General features: G+C 73.2%; 14 protein-coding genes and 1 pseudogene. 8 read left to right on the top strand and 7 right to left on the bottom strand.

Translation table 11 applies throughout. From position 1 onward, the window contains the following. Positions 1 to 153: 153 nt before the first annotated feature. Together AB0L34_RS10295 and AB0L34_RS10290 are read right to left on the bottom strand one after the other, a co-directional pair. The gene (locus AB0L34_RS10295) at positions 154 to 1,125 is read right to left on the bottom strand and encodes a DUF817 domain-containing protein (RefSeq protein ID WP_363703664.1); all 972 of its coding nucleotides are present in this window, start codon (positions 1,123 to 1,125) and stop codon (positions 154 to 156) included. Between the two features lie 186 nt (positions 1,126 to 1,311). After that, complete coding sequence (locus AB0L34_RS10290) at positions 1,312 to 1,674, bottom strand: ADP-ribosylation/crystallin J1 (RefSeq protein ID WP_363703662.1); 363 nt, start codon at positions 1,672 to 1,674, stop codon at positions 1,312 to 1,314. 106 nt (positions 1,675 to 1,780) lie between these two features. Here AB0L34_RS10290 and AB0L34_RS10285 point away from each other — a divergent pair. The 6 genes and pseudogenes from AB0L34_RS10285 to AB0L34_RS10260 form a co-directional block, all read left to right on the top strand. Continuing rightward, positions 1,781 to 2,062, top strand: a pseudogene (locus AB0L34_RS10285) (DALR anticodon-binding domain-containing protein); the annotation flags it as partial. An 89-nt stretch (positions 2,063 to 2,151) separates the two neighbouring features. Continuing rightward, a complete protein-coding gene (gene mtnA / locus AB0L34_RS10280) occupies positions 2,152 to 3,165 on the top strand; it encodes an S-methyl-5-thioribose-1-phosphate isomerase (protein WP_363703660.1) in 1,014 nt (337 codons plus the stop codon). A 34-nt stretch (positions 3,166 to 3,199) separates the two neighbouring features. Continuing rightward, positions 3,200 to 5,158, top strand: a complete 1,959-nt coding sequence (locus AB0L34_RS10275) for a bifunctional aldolase/short-chain dehydrogenase (RefSeq protein WP_363703658.1) — start codon at positions 3,200 to 3,202, stop codon at positions 5,156 to 5,158. Positions 5,159 to 6,034: 876 nt separating this feature from the next. Then, complete coding sequence (locus tag AB0L34_RS10270) at positions 6,035 to 6,721, top strand: hypothetical protein (RefSeq protein WP_363703656.1); 687 nt, start codon at positions 6,035 to 6,037, stop codon at positions 6,719 to 6,721. Positions 6,722 to 7,154: 433 nt separating this feature from the next. Next, positions 7,155 to 7,790 (top strand): hypothetical protein, encoded by a 636-nt coding sequence (locus AB0L34_RS10265; RefSeq protein WP_363703654.1) that lies wholly within the window; start codon positions 7,155 to 7,157, stop codon positions 7,788 to 7,790. Positions 7,791 to 7,958: 168 nt separating this feature from the next. Further along, positions 7,959 to 8,399, top strand: coding sequence for a hypothetical protein (locus AB0L34_RS10260; RefSeq protein WP_363703652.1), 441 nt, complete (start codon positions 7,959 to 7,961; stop codon positions 8,397 to 8,399). A gap of 413 nt (positions 8,400 to 8,812) precedes the next feature. Here AB0L34_RS10260 and AB0L34_RS10255 read toward each other — a convergent pair whose 3' ends face one another. The 5 genes from AB0L34_RS10255 to AB0L34_RS10235 all read right to left on the bottom strand — a co-directional run bounded on the left by AB0L34_RS10255 (position 8,813) and on the right by AB0L34_RS10235 (position 13,990). Then, positions 8,813 to 10,303: a mannitol dehydrogenase family protein gene (locus AB0L34_RS10255; RefSeq protein ID WP_363703650.1), complete on the bottom strand. Its 1,491-nt coding sequence runs from the start codon at positions 10,301 to 10,303 to the stop codon at positions 8,813 to 8,815. Beyond that, positions 10,300 to 11,361 (bottom strand): dihydrodipicolinate synthase family protein, encoded by a 1,062-nt coding sequence (locus AB0L34_RS10250; protein WP_363703648.1) that lies wholly within the window; start codon positions 11,359 to 11,361, stop codon positions 10,300 to 10,302. The genes AB0L34_RS10255 and AB0L34_RS10250 overlap by 4 nt, the downstream gene beginning before the upstream one ends. 71 nt (positions 11,362 to 11,432) lie before the next feature. Then, positions 11,433 to 12,089: an SGNH/GDSL hydrolase family protein gene (locus tag AB0L34_RS10245; RefSeq protein WP_363703646.1), complete on the bottom strand. Its 657-nt coding sequence runs from the start codon at positions 12,087 to 12,089 to the stop codon at positions 11,433 to 11,435. A gap of 16 nt (positions 12,090 to 12,105) precedes the next feature. Further along, positions 12,106 to 13,113, bottom strand: a complete 1,008-nt coding sequence (locus AB0L34_RS10240) for a Gfo/Idh/MocA family oxidoreductase (protein ID WP_363703644.1) — start codon at positions 13,111 to 13,113, stop codon at positions 12,106 to 12,108. Positions 13,114 to 13,126: 13 nt separating this feature from the next. Further along, positions 13,127 to 13,990, bottom strand: a complete 864-nt coding sequence (locus AB0L34_RS10235; RefSeq protein WP_363703642.1) for a Gfo/Idh/MocA family oxidoreductase — start codon at positions 13,988 to 13,990, stop codon at positions 13,127 to 13,129. Positions 13,991 to 14,205: 215 nt separating this feature from the next. Between AB0L34_RS10235 and AB0L34_RS10230 the strand changes: the two genes are divergently transcribed. Next, the gene (locus tag AB0L34_RS10230) at positions 14,206 to 15,165 is read left to right on the top strand and encodes an acetylxylan esterase (RefSeq protein WP_363703640.1); all 960 of its coding nucleotides are present in this window, start codon (positions 14,206 to 14,208) and stop codon (positions 15,163 to 15,165) included. Further along, the gene (locus AB0L34_RS10225) at positions 15,162 to 16,166 is read left to right on the top strand and encodes a hydroxyacid dehydrogenase (protein WP_363703638.1); all 1,005 of its coding nucleotides are present in this window, start codon (positions 15,162 to 15,164) and stop codon (positions 16,164 to 16,166) included. The genes AB0L34_RS10230 and AB0L34_RS10225 overlap by 4 nt, the downstream gene beginning before the upstream one ends. Positions 16,167 to 16,376 lie beyond the last annotated feature (210 nt).

Genomic DNA, 16,376 nt, shown 5'->3' with positions numbered 1-16,376 from the left:
GGACACCGACGGCGCCGGTTCCCCCCCCCCCCCGGCGCCGGGGCCCCCCCCCGGGGGGCCCCCCCCCCCCCCAACCGCTCTGGAGGCGCCCGCCGGGCCTCGACGGTCGTCCGGGTCACGCCGCCCCGTCGACCACCTTGCCGTCGCGGAAGGTCAGGAACCAGGCGATGGTGCTGTCGTGGGTGGTGCCGGCGCCGGTGACGCCGGTGCCGTCGAACACCGGCCGCACGGCGCCGCCGGGAGGGGCCGCCGTTGTGGGTTGTCGGGCGGCTGCGGGGGCGAGATCCAGGTGACCAGCACGACCGAGATGATCATGAGGAGGAACCACGACGCGAGCTTCTCCGGCGAGACCGGGTGCCAACCGCTCACCTGGCTCGGGTAGAGCCAGGCCTGCGACCAGGTGGCGATGTTCTCCGCGAGCCAGATGAAGAGGGCGACGAGGAGGAAGGCCAGCAGGAGCGGCATGCGCAAGCGGAACCGGAACACGCGGAACTGCATGACACAGCGCCCGAACACCAGCGCGACGACGGCGACGAGCACCCACCGCACGTCCCGGACGTAGTGGTTGCTGAAGAAGTTGGCATAGATCGCGGCGGCCACGAGAGCCGTCGCCCAGCGTCTCGGGTAGCGCGCGAAACGCAGGTCGAACAGCCGGTTGACCCGGACCATGTAGGAGCCGACGGCGGCGTACATGAAGCCGCTGAACAGGGGCACCCCGGCGAGTCGCAGGACCCCGTCGGGCGCGTAGGACCACGAGCCGATGTGGGTCTTGAACAGCTCCATGGCCGTGCCGACGAGGTGGAACAGGACCACCACCCGCAGTTCGCGCAGGGTCTCCAGGCGTCCCGCCACCATCGCGATCTGGATGGCGACCGCGGCGAGGGTCAGGAAGTCGTTGCGGCCGAGTGCCGCGTCCGCCGGGTACCAGAGGTGCGCCGCGAGGATGACCGCCAGCATCGCCGCACCGAACACGCACGCCCAGGCCTGTTTGAGCCCGAAGACCGCGAACTCGGCCAGCCAGCAGATCGGCCCGCGCTCGGGCAGCCGGGCCAGGACCGCGCGGAAGCGGGCATCGATCGCGCGTTCGGCCGTGGTCAGGGCGGCTGGTCCGGACGGGGTACGCATCACCGCGACGCTATCGGCCGGCCCAGCCCGAGCCGACCCCGGTCAGGAACGCGAACACCGCCGGGAACGGATCTTCGGTGTCGGTGGATCGGACGAGGGTCCAGAGGTGTCCGTTGCCGTACGGCCCGGCAGCCCGGCCAGCAACCGCCGGAGCCGTACCAGTCGCTCAGCGGAATCCACCGCAGGTCACCCCGTCTGATCAGCCGGCCGGAACTCGTGCACCACCTCGATCAGACCGACGAGGTGCCGGTTGAACTCGTCGAGTTCCTCGGCCGGTACCCACAGCTCGAGGATGTCGCGTCCGCCGACCTGCCGGACGGGGTAGCGGGAAGCGAACGCGCGGTCGACCTGGAACCGGGTGACGTAGCCGACGCCGGAGGCGGGAACGTTCCAGTCCCTGGCGATGGTGATGGCGTACTGCTCGTTGAGGACGGGGTAGAAGATCGGCTGGTCGGGCAGCCGTGGCGGCCACGCCGTCCAACCGGAGGCGCGGACGAGGTCGAGCTCCTGCGGGCCGGTCGGCCGCCACAGCGTCATCGTCTCCGTCACGGCGGCGCCCCTTCCTACTGGTTGAGGCACGGTACGACAGGCTCGTGACGCTGGCCAGAGCATTTCGACGCGCTGCTAGCGGGCCGGGACGGCCCCACGGCCCGGCGCGCCGGTCGTGCTCGCCGAGCCGTCGGAGCGGGCGTTGGCGATCGAGCTGCTCGGCTTCGCCGGGGTCGTCGGGAAGGTGGAGCGGAACCTGGAGTTCCACCACCTCGCCAGCCACCTGCACCGGCTCGCGACCACGTTCAGTGCGTTCTACGAACGCTGCCCGGTATTGCGCGCCCCGGACGAGCTGCGGCAGAGCCGGCTGCTGTTGGCCGACCTGACCGCCCGGGCACTGCGGCAAGGGCTGCACCTGCTCGGCATCCGAACCCTCGAACGGATGTGACCCCACGGCGTGGTCACGGACCAGCAGGCAGGTAGCGGGGGAGCGGGTGGCCACCGTAGGTTATGGGCTCCGGACAGTGAGGGGTGTGGATGCGGACCATCGACTGGCGGGACGGCCTGATCATCGCGATCGACCAGACCCGGCTGCCGCACGAGGTCAAGTTCCTGGAGATCGGGACCGTCGAGGAGTTGATCGCGGCGATCCGGTCGTTGGCGATCCGGGGCGCACCCGCGATCGGTGTCGCCGGGGCGCTCGGCGTGGCCCTCGCCGCCCGGCTGTATCCGGACGACCCGGCGGAGCTGCGACGGGCCGTCGACGCGATCCGGGCCGCCCGACCCACTGCCGTGAACCTCGCCTGGGGCGTCGACCGGGTACGCGTCCGGCTCGAGGCCGAGGGCGCGGAGGCCGCCCTCGCCGAGGCCCTGACGGTGCTGGAGGAGGACGTCCGCTGCTGTCGTGCGCTCAGCGAGCGGGGTGCCCGCTGGCTGGTCGAGACGGTGGGGCCGCAGGTGGCGGTGCAGACCCACTGCAACGCCGGGGCCCTGGCCACCGTCGAGTGGGGCACCGCGCTGGGCGTGGTCCGTTCCCTCCAGGAGCACGGGGCGCTGGTCCACGTGTACGCCTCGGAGACCCGCCCGCTGCTGCAGGGCGCGCGGCTGACCGTGTGGGAGCTGGCCCAGATCGGCGCGCCGCACACCCTGGTGGTGGACTCGGCCGCCGCGTCGGTGCTGGCCCAGGGCCTGGTCGACGCGGTGGTGGTCGGCGCGGACCGGATCACCGCCAACGGTGACGTGATCAACAAGGTGGGCACCTACCCGCTGGCCCTGGCGGCGGCCCGCGCCGGGGTGCCGATGGTGGTCGCCGCCCCGGAGTCGACCGTCGACCTGGCCACCCCGACCGGCCGGGACGTCCACATCGAGGTACGCGCCCCCGAGGAGATCACCGCTCTCGGTGCAGCGGACCTGGCCCCGAAGGGCACCGGTACGCTCAACTACGCCTTCGACGTGACCCCGGCGGACCTGGTCACCGCCATCGTCACCGAGCGTCGGGTCATCCTGCCGACCGCCGGCGGCCGCCCCGACGACCCCACCGACCGGGCCTGACCGACCCCGACCCCTCCCGCGAGGAGCCGCCCCCATGCTCGACCGCTGGTCCGCCGCCGACGCCCCGAACGCCTCCGACCCGATTGCGCGACTCGTGTACGCGTCCCGGCTGCTCGGCGCCGACACCGACCTGGTGCTGCACGGCGGGGGGAACACCTCGGTCAAGACGACGGTCACCGACCTCACCGGGGAGCCGGTGGAGGTGCTCCACGTCAAGGGCAGCGGCTCCGACCTGGCGACCATGGACGCGTCCGGCTTCACCGCGCTGCGGCTGGACCGGCTGCGGGCGCTGCTGCGGCTGGAGCGGCTCGCCGACAGCGACATGATGAACGAGCTGCGCTGCGCCCGCCTCGACGCCACCGCGCCGGACCCGAGCGTCGAGACGCTGCTGCACGCGCTGCTGCCGCACCCGGCCGTGCTGCACAGCCACGCCGACGCGCTGCTCGCCCTGACCAACCAGCCGAAGGGTGACCGGCTGGTCGAGGAGGTCTACGGCGACCGCGTCGTCGTGGTCCCGTACGTCATGCCCGGTTTCGACCTGGCCCGGCTCTGCGCGGAGCTGTACCCGGCGCGCGCCCACGCCGGCACGGTCGGCGTGGTCCTGCTCAACCACGGGCTGTTCACCTTCGGCGCGGACGCCGAGGAGGCGTACCGCCGGCACATCGAGCTGGTCACCCTGGCGGAGGAGAGGATGGCCCTGCCGCGCCCCCGGGTAGCGCCGGCCAAGCCCCGTCCGGTCGACCGGGTGCGCCTGGCCCGGCTGCGTCACGAGGTCTCCGCCGCGGCGGGCGCCCCGATGCTGCTCAGCCGCTACGAGGACCCGGCCGTGCGGGCGTTCCTCGACCGGCCCGACCTGGCGGCGGTCGCCACCCGCGGCCCGGTCACCCCGGACCACGTGCTGCGCACCAAGCGGATCCCGCTGGTCGGCACCGACGTGGCCGGGTACGCCGACGACTACCGCCGGTACGTCGAGCAGAACCGCTCCCGGGCCCGGACGGCGCTGACCACGCTCGACCCCGCGCCCCGGGTGATCCTCGATCCGGAGCTGGGGATGCTCACCGCCGGCCGCCGGGCGGCCGAGGCCATGATGGCCCGGGACATCTACCGGCACACCGTCGACGTGATCGAGGCGGCCGAGTCGGTCGGCGGCTACCAGGCCCTGTCGGCGCAGGACATCTTCGACCTCGAGTACTGGGAGCTGGAGCAGGCGAAGCTGCGGCGGGGCGGCCCGGTGCCGGAGTTCGCCGGCGAGGTGGCCGTGGTGACCGGGGCCGCCTCGGGCATCGGCCGGGCCTGCGCCGAGGCGCTCCAGGCCCGGGGGGCCTGCGTGGTGGCCCTGGACCGGGACCCGTCGGTCGCCGCGTCGGACGGCCCGGCCCGGCTCGGCCTGACCGTCGACGTCACCGACTCCGCGGCCGTCGACGCCGCCCTCGACACGGCGGTGGACCGGTTCGGCGGGGTCGACATCGTCGTCGCGGCCGCCGGGATCTTCCCGGCCAGCCGGGAGATCGCCGGGCTGGACCCGGCCGACTGGCAGCGCACGATGGCGGTGAACGCGGAGTCGGTCGCGTACCTGTTCTCCCGGACCCACCCGCTGCTGGCGCTCGCGCCCCGGGGCGGGCGGGTCGTCGTGGTCGCCTCGCGCAACGCCCTGGCCCCCGGTCCCGGCGCCGTCGCCTACTCCGCATCGAAGGCGGCGGTGACGCAGGTGGCCCGGGTGGCGGCGCTGGAGTGGGCCACCGACGGCATCCGGGTGAACGTGCTGCACCCCGACGCGGTCTTCGACACCGGGCTGTGGAACGCGGAGTTGCTGGAGGCCCGGGCCCGGCGCTACGGGCTGACCGTGGCGGAGTACACGCGCCGGAACCTGCTCCGTACGGAGATCACCAGCGCCCGGGTCGGCGACCTGGCCGCCACGCTCTGCGGGGAGACGTTCGCGGCCACCACGGGCGCGCAGATCACCGTGGACGGGGGGAACGAGCGGGTGATCTGAGGGCGCTGACGCCTCGGCCCGCGGCGGCATCAGGTCCGCTCGGTGACCTGGCCTGCTGGCTCGCGCCGGACGTCGTCCACCGAGGTCCGACCTCATCCGTTCGGATTACCGGTGATCCACTGTTCGGTGGCGGCGGCGTCATCCTTATGGCAGACTCCTGGCGGGTTGTTTGACACGTATGTGTCACGCGGCGAGGGGATTGAGAGGCGCGGGCGCCGGCCGGTGTAGGACGGCCGGAGCCCGCGCCTCTCTTCACCGGTTGGGCGCAGTCGGAGGGGTCGGGCCCTGTTCGGGCTCGCCGTACCGCTGGTGGGGTTCGACCCCCAATGGATTCGCCGACGCGAGCAGGCCCGCCTCGGCCGGGTTGGGGCGTCGCCGTAGCCGGCGGGTGTCGTCCGTTCGCGTGTCGGAGCGTGTCGATGCGTTCACTGTTGGCACAATCGGCGTCGTCGGGAAGAGCAGTCCCCGGAGGTGCGTGTGGTGCGGGTTCGCGGCCGGTTCGCCCGGACGATGCTGCGTGGGGCGCTGGTGGTCGGTGGCGTCCTCGGAGCCTGGGGCGTGGCCGAGGCGGCAGCGGAAGAGCCTGCCTACGCTGTCGGACCGCCTCGCCTGTGTACGTTGGGCGACCTGCTGGACGGCGCCGGGGCCGTCGTGGACGGATCGCTGTCCTGCGCTGCTGCGTCGTCCGCCGACCGTGGATCCCCGGCCGTCGCCGGTGTGGGCGTCGGCCCGGCGGGGCCGGGGAAGCCGCGATGGGCGAGCTGGAGGCCGGGCACGACGTCGCCGACCGGCAGGATCGCGCCGCCGGCACACCCGGAGGTGGGGATCTCCGTACGGGTACCCAGTGGTGTGCGGCTCGCGAAGGTGCGGGCACCAATGCGCCGGGCGGTGGACGCGATCCCGCCCGACGGAGTGGACTCAGTCGCCGAGGTGGCCGAACCGGTGACGCGTCGGGTCGTGGGCGATGTCCCGCCCGTCGTGCGGGAGGCCGCCGAGGCCGGCCTGCTGGAGCCGGTCGGCGCGGTCCTCCGTCCGGTGGTCGAGCCGGTCGTCGAGGCCCTGGCACCCGACCTGGCGCCGGTGCTCGAGCTGACCCGGCCGATCATCGGCCCACCCGCTGCGCCCCCGCCTCCGGCCGGCGATCCGGCGGACGTCGGGCCTGCGCCGGCCGAAGACGTGCCGGCCGTCACGGCGCCCGCCACCGACGAGGGCCCGCTGCCCGTGCCGCCGATGAATCGCGGCGTCATGCCACGCATCCCGGGCAGCATGGCAACCACGTCACCCGCGACGTCGGGGGAGTCGACGTCCGCCGGTGCGCCGGGCGCCGGCGCAACCGAGGCGACCCACCCGATGCGGCAGTCCCCGCCGGCCCACACTCCCGGTGTCACGCCGGCCGCGTCCGGCAACTCGGCCGGCACCAGCTCCGCCGGCGGGTGGACCGGCGCCGCCGTCGACACCGCGCTGGGTTCGTGGACCCCGGACCTGGAGTCCCAGGGCTGGTGCGCGCCCCGCTGCGAGGAACTCGCGGACCGGCCGCGCCAGCCCGATACCCGACCCGCCTGAGCCCTCCCGCCCGGCCCCGGACGCATCGTCGCCGTCACCAGCGGAAGTCATCGGAGGCGCAACAAACCTCAAGGGACGGCGTACGGGGAGCGGCTCGCCATGTCGGCAACCCTTCGGGCAGTGGTGGTCGCTGCCGCGCTGACGATCCGTACCGCTGGCGGCGCCGGCATCACCACGATCGCCTGGACGGTCCGCTGACGGGTCGCCGCTGTGGCCACCGGACCCGGGGCGGGCGAACGACCAGATGCCGTGCCCGCACGACGAGGGCCGTGGGCTCGCGTCCGGGCCGGGAGCTGCCCTGCCTCGACGCGGCGCCTCCCGTCCTGATCGGGCCGCCTGGACTCCCGGCGCCGTTGTCGGCCTGATCGACCAAGTCCATCTGCCCGCGGCTACTCCGTCTGTCGAGCAGCCGTACCTGCGAAGAGGAGAAGCTGTGACGGAAACCCTGCCGCTCGGACGTGCCCGGTGGTGCGACATCGGCGAGGTCGTCCACCTCGTCGCCGATGCCCTCGCCGCCAGCGCCGTCGGGGCATGGCTCGTACCCGACGAGCGCCGTCGACACGACGTGCTCCGCGCCGTCACCCGGATCTGGACCGAGCACGCGCTCCTCTTCGGCGAGGCATACCTCCTCGACGACCACTCCGCCGCCGCGGTCTGGTTCCACCGGTACGGCCGGATCCCGCCACCGACCGGATACGGCGAACGGCTCGCCGTCGCCTGCGGCGACCACCTCGATCGTTTCCTCTGCCTCGACGGCGTCCTGGCCGCCCATCGGCCCACCGGCCCCCACAACCACCTGGCGTTCTTCGCTGCCACGCCGGACCGGCGAGGCGCCAACCGCGCCGGCGCCCTGCTCACCACGAGCCACGCCCGGATGGACCACGCCTCGCTGCCCGCCTACACCGAGGCGACCACCCTCGACGAGCGTGACCTCTACACCCGGCACGGCTATGTCGCCCATGAGCCCTTCACGCTCCCCGACGGGAGCACCGCCTACCCGATGTGGCGCAGCCCAGGAGCGGACAGGACGCCGTCACCGCTCACCCGACGCGGAGCTGTCGGCCGCTGACCCCCTCCCCACGCACCGCCGTGCCTGTCCGCCTTCCGCTCGCCTGCACCCCAGGAGGGATCAATCCGGTGTCGACACCAGCTACGACAGGATCGCTTGGAGGGGGGCGCTGAGGTGCCGGCAGACCGAATTTCTCGTACGCGCCGTCTGAACGGCCTTCCGATCCGGGTGATCCTCGACGCATCGGCGATCCTCGCGTTCGCCGAGGAGTCGATCGACGTGGGCGAGGTGATCGCCGAGGTGGCCGACGAGGGGTGCATGTTCGGGCTGCCGGTGGCGTGCCTTGCCGAGGCGTTTCGGCTGGCCGACGCGGACCGTCTCGACATGGTCGTCAACCACCCGGCCGCCGCGGTGCTGACGGTCGACCCCCTCAACTGGCGGGCGTGCGCCATGACTCACCTCATGCTGGGGCGCTTCGACGCCGCGAGCGCTCTGCTCGCCGCCGTCGACAACGAGTGCCACCTGCTCACCGGACAGCCCGGCCTGTACGCGGCTCTCGCCGACGGGGGGCCGATCATCCCGCTTCAGGTCGGAAGACGGCCAACTGGTTGGCAGCACGGCTCGCCCGACTGGAGCGAGTGCCAGGTGCCGTTCCTCGAAGGATCGTGACGCCCGACGACGTAGCCGAAGGCGCCCGTGCAGCCAGCCCGCTGCTCAGCGGAGCCCATGGTCGACACCGTCGACGCCCGCGACGGGGTCGGTCGGACGCAGCACCCGGCTCGCGGCCCGCCACCCTCGCGCCGGCAGCGAACGGCTGACTGTCGCGGTGGTCACCGAAGCTCGCGGGCGTAGCAGACCGACAGCGGCAGTAGATCGTGCCGGCGGCCGACTTCTCGCCGTTGACTCCCTGCGGGCTGAACGCCCACCAGCGGGTCTGGCTGCCCTCGGCGAGGCGGGACAGGTCGACCGTCATGGACTTGGTGCCGGCGGGAACGGCCACCGAGTAGTGGACGGTGCCGTTACGGGACACAGTTGGCTGATCTTGGTCTCGCCAAGGGGGGGGGGCCACGCGCCGCCGAGCGCTATGCCGGAGCGGTGGCGTCGACCCGCAGGCGGGCGACGTGGTCGACCAGGGCGGCCCGCAGACCGTCGTGGTCCCGAAGGTCAGCCCCGAAGATCTCCCGGACGTCCAGGAAGGAGCCGACCAGGCGGTGCGGGTCGGTGCCGCCGGCCGCCACCGCGGCGCGCAGCCGGTCGGCCAACGGGTCCGCCAACGGCACCGCCCTGTCGCAGGCGTCGGCGACGTACGTCATCCACGCGGCGATCGCCAGCGCGGCATGCTGGGGCACCACACCGGCGGCGAGGCGGTCCCGGACGGTGTCCACCAGCCGGACCGGCAGCTTCTGGGATCCGTCCATGGCCACCTGGGCGGTGCGGTGCCGCAGCGCCGGGTTGGCGAAGCGGGTGAGGACCTCGCGTCGGTACCGGTCCAGATCCAGTCCCCGCGGGACGCGCAGCGTGGGCGCGACGTCCTCGGCCATCAGCGCGTCGGCGGCCACGGCGAGGTCGTCGTCGGCGAGCGCCTGCGCGATCGTCTCGTGTCCGCGCAGCGCGCCCAGGTAGGCGAGCAGGGAGTGGGTGCCGTTGAGCATGCGCAGCTTGACGGACTCCCAGGCGGCGACGTCATCGGTGAGCACCGCTCCGGCCAGTTCCCAGGCCGGTCGGTCGGCCGCGAAGTCGTCCTCGATCACCCACTGCCGGAAGGGCTCGGCGACCACGAGGCCCTCGTCGCGCAGGCCCAGGATCGCCGCGGCCTCGGCACGGTCCCGGGGGGTGGTGGCCGGGACGATCCGGTCGACCACGCAGGACGGAAAACGTGCCGACCCGCCGATCCAGTCGGCGAGCACGTCGCCCTCGGCCGACGGCAACGCGGCCAGGAAGTCGTGCACCAGGCGGCGCAGGACCGTGCCGTTGCCGACCAGGTTGTCGCAGGACAGGATCGTGACCGGACCGGCGTCGAGTGCCCGCCGTCGTCGCAGCCCGCGGACGAGTTGACCGACGGCGGTGCGGGGCGGGCGGCCCCGCAGGTCGGCGGCGACCTCCGGATCCGTCAGGTCCAACCGGCCGTCGCCGCCTCGCCGGTAGCCCTTCTCGGTGACCGTGAGGGTCACCAGCCGGACCGCGGGATCGGCGAGCCGGTCGACGACCGCCGCCGGATCATGCGGCCCGGCGAGGATCTCCCGGACACTGCCGACCACCCGCAGGGGCGCGGCTGCCGGCCCGCGCTCCAGCACCGAGTAGAGGCCGTCCTGCGCCGTCAACTGGTCGCGTACGGCCGCGGAGCGTTGCGTCACCGCGGTGATTCCCCAGTCGTCGCGGCCGGCGGCGGCCGCCGCCAGCTCGGTGAAGACCGCCTGGTGTGCCCGGTGGAAGGCACCGATACCGAGGTGCACCATGCCGACCCGCACCGCGCGCGGATCCACCGCCGGCCCGATCCAGCCACCGTGACCCCGCGGTGCAGCGGCGAGGCCGCCCAGCGACAGCCGTGGCCCCGACTCCGCCGTGGCGGTCACGACAGCCAGCGGTCGAGGTGCTCGGCGACGAAGTCGTCGTCGCGCAGCTGCGGGTACGCCCGCCACACCCGGTCGATCTCCGCGAGCTGACCCGGGCTGAGCGATTCGCGCTCGTCCAGGCACCACAGCCCGGCGAGCAGCCCCTGTCGGCGCAGCACCTCGTGGATGCCGGAGAGGCAGCCGTGGAACCCGCCGGCGACGTCGAAGATGGCGGCGTTGGCATCGGTGAGGGCGAGTTCGGTGGCGAACGCCTCGCGTAGGGCGTCCGGGTCGCCGGCCTTCGCCAGCCGGGCGGTCCGGTGCAGGTGCACCGCGCGCTGGGTCCACACCGACCACTGCCCGAGCAGCCCACCGACGAACTCGATTTCCCGGGAGCCGTCGACGGGGTAGCGCGAGAGCAGGTCGCCGACGATGTGGTCGTCGTTGCCGGTGTAGAGGGCGATGTCGGTGCTGCGCCCCGACGCGGCCACGCCGAGGATGACGTCGAGCGACGCGTACCGGTCGAACGGGGCGACCTTGATGCCGATGACCGACGGCAGGTCCGCCAGGCTGGTCCAGAACGACCGGGACAGAACCCGGCCGCCGACGGCCGGTTGCAGGTAGAACCCGATCACCGGCAGCACCTCGCCCACCGCCGCCGCCCGCTGGACCAGCTCGTCCTCGGTGAGGTCGCCGGCGCCGTACGGGGCGAGCAGGATCGCGTGGTAGCCGAGTTCGGCGGCCAGCTCCGCCTCGGCGACGGCGTGCCGGGTCGGCCCGCAGGCGCCGGCGACGAGGATGGTGTCGGGGGACTCGTACTCGGCGGCGGTGGTGGCGGCCAGTTCGAGGACGGGCCGGAGCAGGCCGTGGCGGGGCTCGTGGATGGCGAACTGGGTGGTGTGTACGGCGACGGCGACGCCGCCGGCGCCGGCCTCCAGGTAGTAGCGGGTGAGGGCGCGTTGGCGGCGTTCGTCGAGTTTGAGGTGGGCGTCCAGCGCCAGGGGGTGCGCGGGAATCACCGTGCCGGTACGGAAGAGTGTCAGCGGGTCGGTCGTCCTGGCCTGAACCGTCGTGGTCATCGGCACCTTCCATTCCGCGTCTGGGATCGAGTGGGCCTGCCCGGCACGCTGCTGCTGCCTTCGTCCGTGGGTCAGGGAATCGTGAGGCGGCCGGAGCGGCTCGTGGGATCCCAGGCCCCGAAGGCGCCGAGCAGGGTGCGGGCCATGGCCCGGTGACCGTGCTGGCCGGGGTGGCACCCCATGGCGTACCAGTGCTCGGGCGCCGGGTGGTCGGTGTCGGTCCACACGGCGTAGTGGTCGACCAGGGGTGCCGCGGTGTCGGTGGCGACGGCCCGGATCGCGTCGACGTAGCGGGGGAGGTGCTCGACGACGTGCTCCGGAGCCGTCGACAGGGTGTCGTTCGGTGTCTGGACCACGACCAGGCTGTCCGCCCCGGTGCGGAGCCGCTCGACGACCGACCGGTAGGTGGACGAGAACGTGGCCAGGCCGGCCTCACCGTGCTTCGTGTCGTTCAGCCCGATGCCCACCACCACGACGTCCGGTCGGAAGCGCAGGGCGAGCCGCTCGAGACGCTCGTCGAGGTCGGTGACGGTGTAGCCGCTCACGGCGGTGTTGACGAACGCGTCCGCGGTCCGACCCAGCTCGCGCAGGCGTTCGGTGAACAGCTCGGGGTACGACCGGGCGCCGTAGGTGTGCCAGGTCCCAGCGGTCACGCTGTCGCCGATGAACGTCCAGGTCAGCGGCGTCTGCCGGGCGGTGACGGCGGTCAGTGCGGGGTGCGGGTCCACGTTTCGCTCCTTTGTGTCAGTGGATGCGTACCGGTTTCCCGGCCCGACCCGACTGGTAGACCGCCTCGATGAAGGCCACGGCCGCCCGCGCCTGGGCGGCGGTGACCAGAGGCGGGCGACCGGTGCGGGCCGCGGTGACGAAGTCGGTGAGCTGGGCCAGTTGCTGGTCGGTCGGTACGCCGTCCGGGCTGGGTGGTTGCCCGCCGTGCCTCGAGGTGTAGTGGGTGAGCTGTTCCGCCTCCACCACCACCGAGCCGCCGTCACCGAAGACCGTGTACCGGATCGGGACGCTGTCGTAGGCGGCGGTGGTCGCCAGGAAGGTCAGTAGCGCGCCGCTGCGCAGCCGGGCGGTGACGGCGACGGTGTCCTCGACCTCGATGCGTTCGTGGGCGAGCAGGTCGGTGTACGCGAACACCTCGTCGACCTCGCCGAGCAGCCACAGCGCCAGGTCCACCAGGTGCACTCCCTGGTTCATCAGGGCGCCACCGCCGTCGAGGGCCCAGGTGCCACGCCAGTCGCCGGCGTCGTAGTACTCCTGGCCGCGCCAGAGCGCGACCTCGAAGGTGGCGGACGTGATCCGCCCCAGGTGACCGTCGCGGACGGCGCGGAACACGAACTGGTTCGCCTCGGCGAACCGGCGTTGGCTCACGACGCTCAGGGTCCGGCCCGACCGCTTCTCCGCGTCGAGGATCTGATCCGCGGCCTCGACCGTCACGTCGATCGGCTTCTCCAGCAGCACGTGCTTGCCGGCTTCGAGCGCGGCGACCGTGACGGCCGCGTGCAGGCCGCTCGGGACCGCCACGACCACGGCGTCGACGTCCGGGCGGGCGAGCAGTTCCGGCACCGACCGGGTGGCGTCGACTCCGAACTCGGCCGCGACGGCGTCGGCGTGCCCGGTGCTCTCGTCGGCGACCGCGACCAGCGTCGCGTCGGCGGCGCCGCTGGCCAGGCGCTGGACGTGAGCCCTGCCGATGACGCCGACCCCGATGACGCCGACGCGGAGCGGACCGTGGGGTGGGGGCATGTTCCGTCCTTTCCTAGGACCGGCTGGTCAGCGCGTCGGTGATCGCCGCCATGACCACGATCGGGGAGAGCAGGGCGCGTGGGTCGACCGGTGACCGCCCCCGGTCGCAGGCGTCGACGAACCGGGCGAGCGCGGGGGCGTTGTAGTCGGGGCCGATCGTCGGGGACTCGGTCAGTACGCCGCGCGTCCCGGTGGCCACCACCTGGAACGGGACGCGGTCGTCGGTGGGCGTGACGAAGGTGAAGGTCACCACGACGTCGTCGATCCGGGTGAGGGCCACCGTGGTGTCGCCTTCGCGAACCAGGTCGACCGATGCCGACTCCGGCTCGACGGGCGGGTCGCCGAGCAGTTGCAGGGCCAGTTCGACCTGATGGATGCCGTAGAAGAACAGGCCAGCCCACTCGCTGTCGGGGTCGGCCGGGCCGATGACGGCGAGCTGGCGCAGCCGACCGATCCGTTCCTGTTGGTCGGTGAGCCGGGCGACCTCGGGGACGAACCGCAGGGCCGAGCAGGACACCAGCGGCGCGTGGCCGCGCGCGGCGGCCGCGAGGATCGCCTGGGCGTCGTCGACCGATGCGGCCAGGGGCTTGTCGACCAGCACCGGCAGCCCGGCGTCCAGCAGTGGCTCGGCCTGTTTCCGGTGGTGGCGCCCGTCGCGGCTGCTGACGATCGCCGCGTCGACCCGTCCGATCAGGTCGCTCGGATCGTCGACGACGAGTTCGATGCCGCCGGTCTCGGACAAGGCCGCGTTGCGGTCGGTCGGGCCACCGGCCAGGGCGACCACCCGGTTGCCGGGGTGTCGTTGCTCGGTGTTCAGGAAGCGGATGAAGTGGTCGACGTGTGAATTCTCGGTGCCGATGATTCCGATCCGTCTCACCAGACTGCCCCTCTTCGACGTCGACACCCGACTGCCCCAAGCCTCGCCTGCAATCGGTTGCACGTCAAGGGTCTTCCCGGCCGTCGGGTGGCCCGACCTGAAAGGACGTGTTGCCACCTGAGCCGCACCCGTTCGACATGCCAGGCGTGGGGGCCGTGGGATTTCGGGCGAGCAATCGATTGCAGTCGAGCTGGGCGTAGCCTTACCCTGGCCCGGTGAACCCGGATGGCGCCGCTGACGAGCATCACGAGCCGGAGCAGGGCCGGAACTGGTGGCGGCGGTGGCTGGGCGCGGTCCGCGATCCGGACGGGTCGTGGGAGATCGGATCGGCGCGGCGGGCCGCTGACGGGACGCTGCGCTGTCCCGTCGACCTGACCTCGTACGGGACGACGATGCGGGCGGAGTTGGTCCGGCCGGCGGGTGAGGACGTCCGCCCGGCCGTGGTCGTGCCGTTCTACGAGGTGGCCACCCTGTTCGGTGAGCCGTGCGCCCGCACCGCCGGCCGCAGTGCCGCTCAGCGGGGATCCCAGGCCTACGCCCGGCACCTCGTCGCGCGCGGCTTCGTGGTCCTCGCCGTGCCGTGGTGGTTCGAGTACGTGCTCGATCCGGCGACGGAAACGGTCTCGCTGAGCGAACGGTACGGACCGAGCGCCGCGTCGCACGCGGACTCGTTGGCGATCACCGGCCTGGGCCGCAGCCTCGCCGATCTGTTCCTCGCGGTGGACGCCCTCGCCTGCGTACCGTGGGTCGAGCCCCGGCGGATCGGTGCCTTCGGCCACTCGCTCGGCGGGAAGCTGGCGCTGCACCTGACCGCGCTGGACACGCGGATCGCCGCGGGAGTCGCGCACGAATCGGGCCTGGGCCTGGCGTACTCGAACTGGGCCGATCCCTGGTACCTCGACGGCGCGGTGCCGCCCGACCGCGACCACGACGACCTGCTCGCCCTGGTCGCGCCCCGACCGTTCCTGCTCGCCGGCGGCGGCGCCTCGGACGGATGGCACAACCACCGGCTGGTCGAGCGGGCCGCCCGAGGGTGGCCCGGACCACCCGGCCTGGAGACCCTCTACCACAACACCGGACACGCCCACCCCGACCACGTCCTGGACGCCTGCTACGCGTGGTTGCGCGGGCGCCTGGCCGCCGTCGACACCCCCGAGGAGACCAGCCCGCCATGACCAAGCCGACCCTCTGCGTCGTCGTCGCCCCGGACGAGTACGACCTGCTGTTCGCGCCGGAGTCCCAGGAACGACTCCACGACCACGCGGTCGTCGAGTTCGGCGACGGCGACCGGGGGACGGTGCTGCCGCCGGCCGCCGCCGACCGGTTCGACGTCGTCGTCACGTCGTGGAGCACGACGCCGTTCGACCCGGCTCGACTGAGGGGCGAGCGGCTGCGACTCGCCCTGCACTCGGCCGGTTCGATCCGCCGGCTGTTCCCGGCCGCGGTCCTCCGGTCCGGGCTGCGGGTCTGCCAGGCCGGTGCGGCGGCCATGGCGCCCGCCGTCGCCGAGATGGCGCTCACCCTGACCCTCGCTCTGCTGCGGAACCTGCACCGGCACGACCGTGCCCTGTGGACGGGACGTGACTGGGCGGCGGCCCGGCAGCCGGTACTGGGCCGGGCGCTGGCGGCGCGCAACGTCGGAATCGTCGGCTTCGGTCGCACCGGGCGGGAGTACGCGCGGATGGTGCGGGCGTTGGGCGCGTCGGCGCTGCGCGCGTACGACCCGTACGCCGACCCGACGGTGGCCGCGGGGCACGGGGTGGAGCTGGTCGGGTTGGCGGAGCTGTTCCGGTGCAGCGACGTGGTCGCCGTGCACGCGCCGTCCACCCCGGAGACCCGGCACCTGGTCGGTCGCGGCGAACTCGCCGCGCTGCCGGACGGCGCGATCGTGGTCAACACGGCCCGCTCCTGGGTCGTCGACGAGGAGGCCCTGCTCGCGGAGCTGGTGCCGGGCCGGCTCTCGGCCGGGTTGGACGTGTTCGACACCGAGCCGCTGCCGTCGACGAGCGCGTTCCTGGGTCTGCCGAACGTCGTCGTCACGCCGCACGTCGCGGGCGGCACGGTCGAGGCGCGACGGACGCAGGGTCGGATCGTGGTCGACGAGCTGTGCCGGTTCGTGGCCGGCGCACCGCTCGAACACGAGGTGAGCGTGGCGTCCTACGACCTGCTGGCGTGACCGGGCCGGCGGGCGCGTCGCGGTGAGGGCCGGGTGCGGACCCCGGCGGGCGGCCGACCGCCCGTCGGTCGGCGACCGGCCAACCTGCACCGACGACCCCGCTCGCCGGGAACGGTTCGGCCTATCGATGCCCTTGACCGGTGGCGGTGCCGACGCTAGGTTCTCTGCAACCGATTGCACGAAGAGAAGCAGGCGGGGGCAGGCTGTTTC

The sequence above is a fragment of the Micromonospora sp. NPDC052213 genome, from assembly GCF_040679695.1.
Classification (GTDB): domain Bacteria; phylum Actinomycetota; class Actinomycetes; order Mycobacteriales; family Micromonosporaceae; genus Micromonospora.
Note: the sequence above shows the minus strand (reverse complement) of the source record. Positions and strands in the feature narration are given on the sequence as shown.

What these genes read in the sequence shown, in the direction of transcription:
- AB0L34_RS10295 (WP_363703664.1), bottom strand. Translation starts at nt 1,125, where the DNA reads ATGCGTACCCCGTCCGGACCAGCCGCCCTGACCACGGCCGAACGCGCG.
- mtnA (WP_363703660.1), top strand. Translation starts at nt 2,152, where the DNA reads ATGCGGACCATCGACTGGCGGGACGGCCTGATCATCGCGATCGACCAG.
- AB0L34_RS10275 (WP_363703658.1), top strand. Translation starts at nt 3,200, where the DNA reads ATGCTCGACCGCTGGTCCGCCGCCGACGCCCCGAACGCCTCCGACCCG.
- AB0L34_RS10270 (WP_363703656.1), top strand. Translation starts at nt 6,035, where the DNA reads ATGCGCCGGGCGGTGGACGCGATCCCGCCCGACGGAGTGGACTCAGTC.
- AB0L34_RS10250 (WP_363703648.1), bottom strand. Translation starts at nt 11,361, where the DNA reads ATGACCACGACGGTTCAGGCCAGGACGACCGACCCGCTGACACTCTTC.
- AB0L34_RS10240 (WP_363703644.1), bottom strand. Translation starts at nt 13,113, where the DNA reads ATGCCCCCACCCCACGGTCCGCTCCGCGTCGGCGTCATCGGGGTCGGC.
- AB0L34_RS10225 (WP_363703638.1), top strand. Translation starts at nt 15,162, where the DNA reads ATGACCAAGCCGACCCTCTGCGTCGTCGTCGCCCCGGACGAGTACGAC.